General features: G+C 66.2%; 11 protein-coding genes. 2 read left to right on the top strand and 9 right to left on the bottom strand.

Going from position 1 to position 12,700, the window contains the following annotated elements; translation table 11 throughout:
• Together WHH00_RS18145 and WHH00_RS18140 are read left to right on the top strand one after the other, a co-directional pair.
• A complete protein-coding gene (locus WHH00_RS18145; protein WP_406634983.1) occupies positions 1 to 657 on the top strand; it encodes a GntR family transcriptional regulator in 657 nt (218 codons plus the stop codon).
• A complete protein-coding gene (locus WHH00_RS18140; protein WP_406634981.1) occupies positions 654 to 1,832 on the top strand; it encodes an MFS transporter in 1,179 nt (392 codons plus the stop codon). The genes WHH00_RS18145 and WHH00_RS18140 overlap by 4 nt, the downstream gene beginning before the upstream one ends.
• Here WHH00_RS18140 and WHH00_RS18135 read toward each other — a convergent pair whose 3' ends face one another.
• The 9 genes from WHH00_RS18135 to WHH00_RS18095 form a co-directional block, all read right to left on the bottom strand.
• Entirely contained in the window at positions 1,833 to 2,405 is a 573-nt protein-coding gene (locus WHH00_RS18135) for an MOSC domain-containing protein (protein ID WP_406634979.1), read from the bottom strand. It abuts the gene before it with no gap.
• The gene (locus WHH00_RS18130; RefSeq protein WP_406634977.1) at positions 2,402 to 4,804 is read right to left on the bottom strand and encodes an ATP-binding cassette domain-containing protein; all 2,403 of its coding nucleotides are present in this window, start codon (positions 4,802 to 4,804) and stop codon (positions 2,402 to 2,404) included. Before WHH00_RS18130 ends, WHH00_RS18135 begins: the two co-directional genes overlap by 4 nt.
• 91 nt (positions 4,805 to 4,895) lie before the next feature.
• Positions 4,896 to 5,318 carry a VOC family protein gene (locus WHH00_RS18125; RefSeq protein WP_400516923.1) on the bottom strand — a complete coding sequence of 141 codons (423 nt, stop codon included), beginning with the start codon at positions 5,316 to 5,318 and terminating at the stop codon, positions 4,896 to 4,898.
• Positions 5,315 to 5,722 (bottom strand): helix-turn-helix transcriptional regulator, encoded by a 408-nt coding sequence (locus WHH00_RS18120; protein WP_231454954.1) that lies wholly within the window; start codon positions 5,720 to 5,722, stop codon positions 5,315 to 5,317. The genes WHH00_RS18125 and WHH00_RS18120 overlap by 4 nt, the downstream gene beginning before the upstream one ends.
• Before the next feature lie 132 nt (positions 5,723 to 5,854).
• Positions 5,855 to 7,003 (bottom strand): glycerate kinase, encoded by a 1,149-nt coding sequence (locus WHH00_RS18115; RefSeq protein ID WP_231454930.1) that lies wholly within the window; start codon positions 7,001 to 7,003, stop codon positions 5,855 to 5,857.
• A 1-nt stretch (position 7,004) separates the two neighbouring features.
• Positions 7,005 to 8,501, bottom strand: coding sequence for a C4-dicarboxylate transporter DctA (gene dctA / locus WHH00_RS18110; RefSeq protein WP_406634974.1), 1,497 nt, complete (start codon positions 8,499 to 8,501; stop codon positions 7,005 to 7,007).
• A 138-nt stretch (positions 8,502 to 8,639) separates the two neighbouring features.
• Entirely contained in the window at positions 8,640 to 9,737 is a 1,098-nt protein-coding gene (locus WHH00_RS18105) for a tartrate dehydrogenase (protein WP_406634972.1), read from the bottom strand.
• A 130-nt stretch (positions 9,738 to 9,867) separates the two neighbouring features.
• Positions 9,868 to 10,788 carry a LysR family transcriptional regulator gene (locus tag WHH00_RS18100; RefSeq protein ID WP_231454933.1) on the bottom strand — a complete coding sequence of 307 codons (921 nt, stop codon included), beginning with the start codon at positions 10,786 to 10,788 and terminating at the stop codon, positions 9,868 to 9,870.
• A gap of 153 nt (positions 10,789 to 10,941) precedes the next feature.
• Positions 10,942 to 12,570: a DASS family sodium-coupled anion symporter gene (locus WHH00_RS18095; RefSeq protein ID WP_231454934.1), complete on the bottom strand. Its 1,629-nt coding sequence runs from the start codon at positions 12,568 to 12,570 to the stop codon at positions 10,942 to 10,944.
• Between the last annotated feature and the right edge of the window lie 130 nt (positions 12,571 to 12,700).

Below are 12,700 nucleotides of genomic sequence, written 5' to 3'. Positions count from 1 at the left end.
ATGCCTGGTGCAACCACCCGCAATACCGGAGCGGATTTCGTCTACGCCGAGCTGAAGCGGCAGATCATCAGCCTGGAGCTGAAGCCGGGGGAGCGCGTCTACGAACCCGCGATGGCCTCTGCTCTGCAAGTGAGCCGCACGCCGCTGAGGGAAGCCATCCGGCGGCTGATCTCGGAGAGCCTCCTGGAGCAGCAACGGACCGGCGGCGTGCTGGTGCCGGCGCTGGATGAGGCGGCGATCTCCGAGCTCTATGAAGTCCGCGCGGCCATGGAATCGCTGATGGCCCGCAACGCCTGCCTCAAAGCCACGCAGGCTGACATCGACGCACTCGAAGCCATCCTTGAGCGCAACGCTGCGATGGTGGGCTTCGCCGATGAAGCGATGAAGCAGGGGATGGCGCTGCACGGGAAAATCGCCGGGATTGCCGGTAACTCGTGGGCACGGCGGTTCCATGACCAGATATCAAACCAGATGGAGCGGTACCGGCACTTCACCAACAGCACGCAGGAACGGCGGGACCAGGCCCTGGCCCAGCACCGGAGGCTGGTGGCGGCCGTGGCCGCCGGCGACCCGGACCAGGCTGCAAGGATCGCGTTCGACCACGTCATGGGTGCCCGCGACGCGGCGGTGCGGGCCATGTCCGCCAACACTGCATGATAGGCGAACTGGGCCGCCGGTCCACCGCAGCCATCCTGGTCCACTCCACACTGATCCAGGCCCTGACTTTCCTGTTGCGGCCCGCTGCCACCTACCGTGCGCTGGAGCTGGACGTTCCCGGTTTTGCCCTGGGTCTCCTGGCCGCCAGCTACGCCGTCTTCCCGCTGCTGCTCGCCGTCCCCACGGGCGCCCTGGTGGACCGCCTGGGTGAACGCCGCCTCATGGCTGCCGGAGCCGCCGTCGTCCTGGCCAGCGCCTTGTTCCTGCTGCTGTGGGGGTCGTCCATCGCCGCACTGATCATTGGAACCGCCCTCCTGGGCGTCGGCCAGCTGGCCTGCGTGGTTGGGCAACAGGCGGTGGTGGCCAACAACGCTGCCGCCTCCCGGATGGATTCGGCCTTCGGATACCTCACCTTCGCGGCGTCCCTGGGACAGGCAGTGGGGCCACTGGCCATCTCCCTGGTGGGAGGCACGGCCATCCGCCCCGACACCCAGGCGATCTTCCTCCTCTCGGCCTGCATGGGCCTGGTGCTCCTGGTGACCACCTTCGGTATCTCCGCAACTGTCAGCGCCAGGAAGGGAACGGCAGCCCCGGCCAACAGCGGCAAAGGCAATGTGGCCTCGCTGCTGAAGACTCCCGGCGTGGCACGGGCGCTGGCCACCAGCGCCACCGTCCTTGCCGTGGTGGACCTGACCATGGTCTACCTCCCGGTGCTTGGCTCCGAGCGCGGGCTCACGTCGGCAACGGTGGGTGCCCTGCTCGCCGTCCGCGCCGTGTTTTCCATGGTGTCCCGGCTCCTCTTGGGGCACGTCTCCCGGAAGCTGGGGCGCAAGCGGTTGCTCGTGGCCAGCCTGGTGCTGTCCACCATCGCTTTGGCCACCATGGCGGTTCCCATGCCGGTGCTGCTGCTCTTCGCGGTCATGGCCGTGCTTGGACTGGGCCTTGGCATTGGCCAGCCCCTCACTATGTCCTGGCTGTCGGCGCAGGCACCCGCCGGGCAGCGCGGCCGTGCGCTGGCCCTCCGGCTCGCCGGGAACCGGGTGGGCCAGGTGGTGCTTCCCAGTGTTATCGGTGTGGCAGCGGCAGGTGTTGGCGCGATGGGGGTTTTCCTGGCGTCCGCGGCCGTAGTGGGCGGGACGCTCCTGCTGCTGCGGGGTGTCCGGCTGGACGACTGATTACGGCAGCCGCGACGGGCGGAGCAGGCTCGCCTCACCCGCCTTGGATGGGTCCAGCGGCACCGGGCTGACCAGCACGGCAGGGCCCCGATGGATCGTTCCGCTTGAGAGGGCACGGCAGCGGATGCCGCCGCGGCCCCGCATCGAGGCGTGGGCACCGGGGGCCAGCATCTCGTTCATCCAGGCGCAGGGCTGGGCATGCCGGCCGCCGTGGAACTCAACCCGGGAACCGCCGGATTCCAGCACAAAGTCCTGCCCCAGCAGAGGCACCAGGTGTGCGCCGCGGAGCACCACGTTCCGCCGGGTCAGGAGGGGATTGAACGGCTCCGCGCCCAGCTCGGCCGCGATGGCCTCCAGGGATTCGACGGCGAACAGCGTCACCGCGGCGTCCATGTGCGCGGCCTTTCCGAAGAACCTGTCACCCACGATGCCCTTGCCCGCCACCACTTCAGCGGTTTCGGCATCGAACGTGGGCACATCTGCTGCGCCGTCCCGCGCCCGGCCGAAGTAGGCGTGGGAGGGGGACACCAGCAGGTGCAGGATTTCGACGTCGTACCTGTACTCCTCCGTCATGCCGCGGGGGCACCCACGTACGCGGCCAGGTGCTTGCCGGTGAGCGTCGGGGTGCCGGCCACCAGCTCAGCGGGCGTGCCCTCGAAAACGATCCGGCCGCCGTCGTGCCCTGCCCCCGGGCCGAGGTCGATGATCCAGTCCGCGTGCGCCATCACGGCCTGGTGGTGCTCGATCACAATCACGGACTTGCCGGACTCAACCAGCCGGTCCAGCAGGCCCAGCAGGTTCTCCACATCGGCCAGGTGCAGGCCGGTGGTGGGCTCGTCCAGGACGTACACGTCGCCCTTCTCGGCCATCTGGGTGGCGAGCTTGAGCCGCTGGCGCTCGCCGCCGGACAGCGTGGTGAGCGGCTGGCCGAGGCTGAGGTAGCCCAGGCCAACATCCTCGAGCCGGGTCAGGATGGTCCGCGCGGGCGGTGTTTTGGCCTCGCCCTCGGCAAAGAACGCGGCGGCCTCGGTCACGGACATGGCCAGGACGTCGGCGATGTTCTTCCCGCCCACGGTGTATTCCAGCACGGCTGCCTGGAAGCGGCGGCCCTCGCAGTCCTCGCACGGGGATTCCACGGTGGCCATCACGCCGAGCTCGGTGAAGATGACGCCCGCACCGTTGCAGGTGGGGCACGCGCCCTCGGAGTTGGAGCTGAACAGTGCCGGCTTCACCCCGTTGACCTTGGCGAACGTTTTGCGGATGGGCTCCAGCAGTCCGGTGTAGGTGGCCGGGTTGCTGCGCCGCGAACCGCGGATGGCGCCCTGGTCGATCACCACCACGCCCTCGCGCTTGGCCACGGAACCGTGGATCAGGGAGCTCTTCCCCGAGCCGGCCACCCCCGTAACCACGGTCAGGACACCTAGGGGGATATCGACGTCGACGCCCTGGAGATTGTGCGTCGAGGCGCCGCGGACCTCGAGCGCTCCGGACGCCTTCCGGACGGCCTCCTTCAGGGCCGCGCGGTCCTCCAGGTGGTGCCCGGTGGTGGTGTCGCTGCTCCGCAAGCCCTCCACGGTGCCCTCGTAGCAGACCTCGCCGCCGTTGGTGCCTGCCCCCGGGCCAAGGTCGACGACGTGGTCCGCAATGGTGATCATCTCCGGCTTGTGCTCCACCACCAGGACGGTGTTGCCTTTGTCCCGCAGCTGCAGCAGGAGCTGGTTCATCCGTTCGATGTCGTGCGGGTGGAGGCCGATGGAGGGCTCGTCGAAGACATAGGTGACGTCCGTGAGCGAGGAGCCGAGGTGCCGGATCATCTTGGTGCGCTGGGCCTCGCCGCCGGACAGGGTGCCGGCCGGCCGGTCCAGGCTGAGGTAGCCGAGGCCGATATCCGAAAAGGAGTCGAGCAGGTGCTGGAGGCCTTTGAGCAGGGGAGCCACGGAAGGGTCCTTGAGGTTGCGGACCCACCCAGCGAGGTCGCTGATCTGCATCTGGCACAGTTCCGCGATGTTCTTGCCGTGGATCCTGGAGGAGAGGGCCTGCTGCGTCAGCCGGGTGCCCTTGCACTCGGGGCAGGTCTGGAACGTGACGGCCCGCTCCACGAACCGGCGCACGTGCGGCTGCATGGCCTCCGGGTCTTTGGACAGCATGGACTTCTGGATTTTGGGGATGATCCCCTCGAAGGTCAGGTTGATGCCCTCCACCTTGATCTTGGTGGGCTCCGCGTAGAGCATCGTGTCCAGCTGCTTGGCGGTGAACTTGGCGATGGGCTTGTCCATCGGCAGGCCCATGCCCTCGAACAATCGCCCGTACCACCCGTCCATGGAGTACCCCGGAACCGTCAGCGCTCCCTGGTTCAGGGACTTGGCGTCGTCGTACAGTGCGGTGCGGTCAATGTCGCTGACGTTGCCCATGCCCTCGCAGCGCGGGCACATGCCGCCGAGGTAGACGGCCTGCTGGACCACTGCCTTCTCCACCCGTCCGCCGCTCTTCTCGGTGGACATGACGCCGCTGGCCTTCCGGGTGGGGACGTTGAAGGAGAACGCCGTGGGCGGGCCGGCGTACGGGGTGCCCAGCCGGCTGAAGAGGATGCGGAGCATGGCGTTGGCATCCGTTGCGGTGCCCACGGTGGAACGGGGGTTGGCGCCCATGCGCTCCTGGTCCACGATGATCGCCGTCGTCAGGCCTTCCAGGAAGTCCACCTCAGGGCGGGCGAGGTTCGGCATGAAGCCCTGCACGAACGCGCTGTAGGTCTCGTTGATCATCCGCTGCGACTCGGCGGCGATGGTGGCGAACACCAGCGAGCTCTTGCCCGAGCCGGAGACCCCGGTGAATACGGTCAGCCGGCGCTTGGGCAGTTCGACGCTGATGTTCTTGAGGTTGTTTTCCCGCGCGCCCTGCACGCGGATGAGATCGTGCGTGTCGGCGGCGTGCAGCCCGTTGGCCTGGGTATCGGTGCCGGTGTCCGTGCTCATCGGGTCTCCATCTGTTGGGCTGCGCTATCTGTTGGGCTGCGCTGGCCGGAAGCTGCGTGCTCAGCCTCCGGCCGCCGTCGTTGGTATCAGCCTAGGCCTGCTGGTTGATCCGCACGGTGTTCCCGGCGGGGTCGCGGAAGGCGCAGTCGCGGATGCCGTAGGGCTGGTCCACCGGTTCCTGCACCACATCGGCCCCGCTCGCCTCAACCTGGGCGAAGGCGGCGTCGACGTCCGGGGCAGAGAGGATCACGGTGGCGTAGGTGCCCTTGGCCATCATCTCGGCGATGGTGCGGCGCTCGTCATCGGTGATGCCGGGGTCCACGCCCGGCGGGTGCAGGACGATCGAAACGCCGGGCTGGCCCGCGGGGCCGACCGTGATCCAGCGCATGGTGCCGCGCCCCACGTCGTTGCGGACCTCGAAGCCGAGCGCGTCGCGGTAGAACGCCAGGGAAGCGTCGGGGTCGGTGTGCGGAAGGAAGGTTGAGGAGATGGTGATGTTGTCCATGGCAGTCATGCTAGTTGCGGCTCCTGAGCGGGCGCTTCTCGATTCCTGACCGGTCTGGTGACCTGTTTGGCCACGCACGCGGGGATGCCCGCCGTCGTGCTCTTCGCCTCCTGCTTGTAGGCGCTGGGTGGCATGCCCACCAGTTCGCTGAAGCGCGTGCTGAAGGTGCCCAGCGAGGAACAGCCGACGGCGAAGCACACCTCCGTGACGGAAAGGTCACCCCGGTGCAGCAGCGCCATGGCCCGTTCGATGCGCCGGGTCATCAGGTAGCTGTAGGGCGATTCCTGGTACGCGGCCTTGAACCGGCGGCTGAGGTGGCCGGCGGACATGTGGACACCGCGGGCCAGGGCTTCGACGTCCAGCGGCTGCGCGTACTCCCGGTCGATCCTGTCCTTGACCCGGCGCAGGAGCATGAGCTCGCGCAGGTAGGGGTCGGGAACGGGGCTGATAGTCACCTTTCAGATGGTGCTCCCTGGGGGGGGAGTTGTCCAGACACCCGGGTGTGAGGCCTGCGCCCCGGCCTCCTGCGTCAGCGGGCCGGAGCGCTACAGAAGGCTTTCGCCGATCTCCTGCCCGATCCTCCTGAGGAGGACAGCCGAGAGGTCAGGGTCTTTGGAGGAGTCCTGGTCTGTGTATTCAGTCAAAGCGTAGACCTTTGCCAGCGGCATCTCGGACCACCGTTCCTTCGGGAGGAGCGAGCGGCCGGCGACAGCGATGATGGGCCTGGAGCCGGAACGGCGGGCGACGGCGGCAGGCAGCTTCCCGGCCAAGGTCTGTTCGTCGATGCTGCCTTCGCCGGTGATGACGACGTCGCAGGTTTCCTTCCGCGCGTTGAAGTCCAGCAGATCCAGGAAGTAGTCGGCGCCGGAGACCTGTGTGGCGCCGAGCAGGAGGCAGGCGTAGCCGATGCCGCCGGCACTGCCCGCACCCTCGTGTTCTGCCATCGCGGCGGCACCGGCGAGCCCGGCGCCAGCCATCTTCGTGACATAGTGCGCCAGCCCCTTGTCGAGTGCTGCCACGTCGTCAGGTGCGGCGCCCTTCTGGGGTCCGAACACGGCAGGTGCGCCGTGGACACCGTGCAGGGGATTGTGGACATCACTGGCGACGATGAGTTCGGTGTCTGCCAGTTCCGGCAATACTGTCCGTTGCACCGTATGGATCCGGTCCAGGGCCCTGCCGCTGCCGTAGAGCTGGCGGCCGTCGGCGTCCCGGAAGCTGTAGCCCAGGGCAGTGAGCATGCCCATGCCGCCGTCGGTGCTGGCGCTGCCGCCGAGGGCCATGACGATCCGGGACGGGTTCAGGCTGAGCGCGAACAGGATTGCCTCGCCGAATCCGCGGCTTGATGCGTTCAGCGGCTCCGGGTTTCCGCCTGGCAGCAGTCCGAGGCCACAGGTGTTGGCCACCTCCACAACCGCCGTGGCGCCGTCGAAGGCGATGCTTGCCTGGACCGGTTGCCCGGTGGGCCCGGCCACGGTGTAGTGGCGCCGGGCGAAGCCGGAGGCGATGGCGGCATCAACGCTGCCGTCGCCTCCGTCTGCGAGTGGAAGGAGCTCGCAGTGGACCGCCCCGGATCCGGTGGCGGAGCGAAGCCCTGCGGCCAGGGCATCCGCTACTTCGCCGGCGGTGAGGCTGCCTTTGAACTTGTCGGGCGCGATGAGCGTCCGTACGGTTTTCGGGACGGTGGTCTGCGTCATGTCAGATGGATTCCGAGTAGGCGGGACGGCGGTCGGCAGCGGGGGAGGGTTCCACGGCGGCGGAGTGCGCGGGTACCGCGTGGGCGCCCGCCGGGTGCTTGGGACCGTGGTGGCCGTATTCGGTGAGGTCCTCGTCGACGTCCGTGACGTCGTCGAGGTGGACAGGGTCCTCCGCCGGCATGGGTTCAACGGTTTCTCCATTGAAGACACGGCGGGCGCGGTCGGCGTCCAGGGTGCGGTCCCACCAGGCGATGAACAGGGTGGCGACGGCGTTGCCGGTGAAGTTCACCAGGGCGCGGCACTCAGACATGAACTTGTCGATGCCGAAGATAAGCATGATGCCGGCGGCCGGGATGGTGCCGAGGGTGGTGAGGGTTGCGGTGAGGGCGATGAAGCCGCCGCCGGCCACGCCTGCGGCGCCCTTGGAGGTCAGGAGCATGACGGCGAGCAGGCCCAGCTGTTCACCGATGGTCAGGTCGGTGTTGGTGGCCTGGGCGATGTACAGGGCGGCGAGGGAGAGGTAGATGGCTGCGCCGTCGAGGTTGAAGCTGTACCCGGTGGGGACGACCAGGCCTACGGTTTCCTTCTTGACGCCGGCGTGCTCGAGCTTGCGCATCAGGCCCGGCAGGGCCGGTTCGGCGGTGGAGGTGCCCAGGATGAGCATGTATTCCTCTTTGAGGTGGCGGATCATCTTGAAAATGTTCAACCTCAGGAAGAGCATGATGGAGCCGAGCACGATCACCACGAAGAGGATGGAGGTGATGTAGAAAAGGGCGATCAGCCCGCCCATGCTGGTCAGAGACGAGACGCCGAACTTGCCCACGGCGTAGGCCATGGCACCGAACGCGCCAATCGGGGCGGCCTTCATGATGAAGCCCAGGATCTTGAACATGACCCCGGTGAGGCGCTGCACACCGTCAAGGACGGGAGCGCCCACCTTACCCATGGCGTTCAGGGCGATGCCGAAGACCACGGCGATGAAGATGATCTGGAGGATGTTGCCCTCGACGAACGGGGCAGCCATGCTTTCCGGAATGATCTTGGTCAGGAACTGCCACCACTCCTGGTTTGCGCCGGCGTCGATGAGCTTTGCCGCGGATTCGGAGGTCTCGATGCTGTCCGCATCCGCGTTCACGCCGTCGCCCAGCCGGAAGAGGTTGATGGCCACCAGGCCGAAAATCATGGCCAGGATGGTACCCACCTGGAAGTAGGTCAGGGCCTTCAGGCCCGTCATGCCAACCTTTTTCAGGTCGGCGACGCTGGCGATGCCGCCCACAATGGTCAGGAACACGATGGGGCCGATGAGCATCTTCATCGCATCAACGAAGGTAGTGCCGATCGGTTCCATGGCCACGCCGACACTGGGTGCGAGCCAGCCGACGAGGATGCCGACGACGATCGCCGTCAGAACCCAGAAGTACAGTTGCCGGTACAGGGGTGTTTTGGGGGCCGCGTTCTTGGCTGCTGCAACGCTGCCGGCGGTGGTGGTGTGGTCCATTATTCCTACCTCTTTGTTGGAATGTAGCTGGAAGTTTCTGATGTAAGGGGACATGGCGGAGTGGGCGGCGAAATGCTGCACCGCCGCCCACTCCGGGCGTTTGCTGCCGCCGGAGGTTCCCGGCTGGCCGTGTCCTGGCTAGACCGTTGCCAGGGTGTTCGTCAGCGCCTTGATGATGGCGTCGGTGACGTCGGCGGTGTCGGCGTTCCCGCCGACGTCGCGGGTAAGGTACCCGGCAGCGGTGGTCTGTTCGATCGCTGCCTCCACCTTGCGGGCCTCCTCGTGCAGGCCGAAGTGGTCCAGCATCAGGGCGGCGCTCGCGATGGCACCTATGGGGTTGCTGATACCCTGGCCGGCGATGTCCGGGGCGGACCCGTGGACTGGTTCGAACATGGACGGGAACCGGCGTTCCGGGTTGAGGTTGGCGCTCGCGGCCAGGCCGAGGCTGCCGGCGAGGGCGGAGCCGAGGTCGGAGAGGATGTCGGCGTTCAGGTTGGACGCCACGACGACGGACAGGTCCTCAGGCTTGAGGATGAACTTGGCGCTCATGGCGTCCACCAGGACGCTTTCGGTCTGCACGTCGGGGTAGTCCAGGGCCACGCGGTTGAAGACTTCGTCCCAGAGGACCATGCCGTACTGCTGGGCGTTGGACTTGGTGACCGAGGAGACCTTCTTCACGGTGCGGGTCCGGGCGAGGTCGAACGCGAAGCGCATGATGCGCTCACAGCCCTTTTCGGTGAACAGTGCGGTCTGCAGGGCGACTTCGTTGCCGGGGCCGCGGCCGCTGAGGTTGCGGCCGCCCAGGCCGGCGTATTCGCCTTCGCTGTTTTCGCGGACCACGACCCAGTCGAGTTCTGTGTTGTCGGCCTTGCGCAGTGGGGACTGGATGCCGGGGAGGAACTTCACGGGGCGGATGTTGGCCCACTGGTCGAAGTTCTGGGTGATGTTCAGCCGCAGGCCCCAGAGGCTGATGTGGTCCGGGACGTTTTCCCAGCCGACGGCGCCGAAGTAGATCGCATCGAAGTCCTTCAGCGTTTCCAGGCCATCGTCGGCCATCATCTTGCCGGTTTCCGCGTAGTATCCGCAGCCCCAGGGGAACTCGGTCCACTCAAAAGCGAATTTTCCGTTGGAGTTCTCCGCCAGGGCGTCCAGGACGCGGCGTCCGGCAGAAACGACTTCCTTGCCCACACCGTCTGCGGGGATTGAAGCGATGCTGAATTTCTGGGTGGCGCTCATGTGCCTACCTCCTCGTTGAGTGTTGGCAGTGCCTCTGTTGCTCGAGTCACACTGTTCTTCCTCTTCAAGTAGACGGCCAGTACGTGCGGGGCGTCCAAGACCAGGTTTCGATAAGGCAGATAGGCCTGGCCTATCGATCGGGAGAGGTTGTTTCACTTTTCGGACTTGGGGAGGCGTGGCGCTGTGCCACGGCAAGGAAAGCCCGGGCCGCAGGCGTCAGGTCCTCCTTGCGGCTGAGGATCGCCACGTCCAAGTGGGAGACCGGTTCGATCAGCAGCGTCCTGAGCCCGGACTTATGGGCAAGGGGAGCCCAGGAGGAGGGCATGACGGCGTGGCCCACCCCGGCGAGAACCAACGGCAGGATGGAGGTGCGGTGCGCGACCTCCACGACGATTTCAGTTTTTACGCCGTGTGCCAGTGCATCGTCAACCAGCCAGCGCATCAGGGATCCGCGCTGGCTGGCAATCAGCCGGTGTCCGCCCAGGTCCTCCCGCTGGATGGCCTCGCCGGAGGTGAAGGTGTCTGCCTGGGGATTGACGATGAGGATCAGGGGTTGGCGCTCCAGCTCAAGGACCTGGACCCCCGGCACGCGCACGGGCGTCGGTGAGCCGGCCAGGCCGATCTCCGTACTGCCGGACCGGACCGACTCGATGACTTCCTCAGGCGTAAACGCGGCACTGACATTCAGCCGGACCGAAGGGTGCAGCTCGGTGAAGCCCGCGATCATCGATGTCAGTGGTTCGATGCCGGGCGATGGCATGGTGATGATGTCCAGGCGCCCGCTGCGGATGCCCCGAAGGGCCTGTACTGCCGATTGTGCAGCATCGAGGTCCCGCATCACCAACCTGGCCGGGCCCACCAGTTCCTTGCCGGCCTCGCTGAGTACGGCCCGGCGGCCGACGCGGTGGAACAGGGGGACGCCCAGCTCCTTTTCCAGGCTGGCAATCGTCTGGGACAGCGATGGCTGCGCGATCAGCAGATGTTCGGCTGCCCTGTTGAAGCCGTCGTGATCAACCACGGCGAGGAAGTATTTCAGCTTTCGTGTATCCACGCCGACTCCTTCAGCGGTTCGGGCCCCAGGCTTGCGGAAACCGCCGGGTGGCCTACGCCTGTCAGGCGCTGTAGTTGTAAAGCTTTCCACGCAGCAACCAGCCAGGTCCAAGCCGCGCGTGGCGTGACGTGGGCCTGGCTGGCCGGACTCGGGTCAGCCGCCTAGGCCGACAACGCCCACCATCACCGGGACGATGCTGATGATAAGGATGGCGCCCAGGATGTCGAAGGCGAATCCGGTGCGGACCATGCGGGTGATGGGAACGGTGCCTGAGCCGTAGACTATGGCGTTTTGAGGCGTGGAGACCGGCAACATGAACCCGAACGATGCGGCGAAGGTCGCAGCCAGGGCGGGAACAAGGGGGTCCACGCCCATGGCAACGCACAGCGGGATGACGATTGGCACCACGACGGCGGCGGACGCGGTGTTGCTGGTTGTCTCCGAGATGAGGATGGCCAGAATCGCCGAGAATGCGGTGATCGCCACGATATTGGTGACGCCGAGGTTTGCTGCCGCAGCGTTTCCGATCGTTTCTGCCAGGCCGGTGGAGGAGAGAAGGGCCCCGAAGATGATGCCCGTACCAAAAAGGATGATGGTTCCCCAGTCGATTTTGGCGGCGTCCCCCCAGGTCAAGGTAGCGCGGCGTTCCTTCCAGTTGGTGGGGAGGATGAACAGCAGGGAAGCGCCGATGACGGCAACGATGCCTTCGTCCAGGCGGTCATCCAGCAGCGTGTACATTTCCGAGTCCGGGCCGGCGATGAGGCTTGCGAAGGCCGGGAGCAGCCACAGCGTGACGGTCAGGCCGAAAGCGATAAGCGTGTTGACCTCGGCCCGGGACATCTTTCCCTGCTGCGCTTTCTGCTCCCGGATGAACTCATCCACGCCTTCGATTCGGCGGATTTCCGGTTTGTTGAGCAGGAACATGGTCAGTGCCAGCACCACGAACATGGCTGCGCAGATGGGTGCGACAGTGGCAGTCCACTGGACGAAGGAAATCTGGATTCCGGTTGCTTCCTCGATAAGGCCGCGGCCGATCAGGTTCGGAGGTGAGCCGACGGGCGTTAGGAGGCCACCGACGCTGGCGCCATAGGCGAGCATCAGCATCAGCGCTGCCCCCACCCGAAGGCGCAACGGGTCGAAGTCGGCCTTGACCACACCACGGTCCTGCATCAGTTTTGCTATGACGGCCAGGATGCCCAGGGCGGTGGGCATCAGCATGGCAACCGTGGCGGTGTTGGAGACGAATGCGGACAGGATGCACGTGATCAACCCGAAGGCGACGATGACGCGGTAGGTGGACTTGGCGACGCCGGGAATCGACAGGACAGCGAAGGCGAGCCGTTGGGCTATGCCGTGCTTGAGCATGGCTGCGGCGAGGATGAAGGCGCCGATAAACGTGAAGATGGTTGTGGAGCCGAAGGGCCTCAGCACGTCACTGGCTGGTGCCACCCCGAGCAGGACGATCGCGGCGACGCCGATGAGCCCGCCCACCGGGATGGGAACCGGTTCGCAGATCCAAAGGATGATGACGCCCAGCAGGACGGCCGCGAGCAGTTGTTGGGTCTGTTCCATGCCGGTGGGGAGAAACGCGAAGATAATTGAAACTGCCGGCGCCAGAAAGAATCCGAGGGTCTGCCGGGCACGCTCGAACTTTTCCTCCCGTGGAGACAGCTTTTGCTCGCTCAGGCTCTTGAACGTCTTGCCGCCCAGCAGGGCTGCGCGGACATCCGTCCGTGGGGCCGCAGGGCTGGCTGCCGTGGATGCAGTTAGGTTGCCGGACATCGTCGTCCTTTCGTCGTAAGGGTTTGAACCCACTGTGCATCCGTGACCTCGGTCACGTCCAAGATGAGTTCCCTACTACGCCAATAGGGAAAACCAATGAAGGCGCCGGCCCGGCGTACTTCAGCTGGAT

The sequence above is a fragment of the Pseudarthrobacter quantipunctorum genome, assembly GCF_045291495.1.
Lineage (GTDB): Bacteria > Actinomycetota > Actinomycetes > Actinomycetales > Micrococcaceae > Arthrobacter > Arthrobacter quantipunctorum.
Note: the sequence above shows the minus strand (reverse complement) of the source record. Positions and strands in the feature narration are given on the sequence as shown.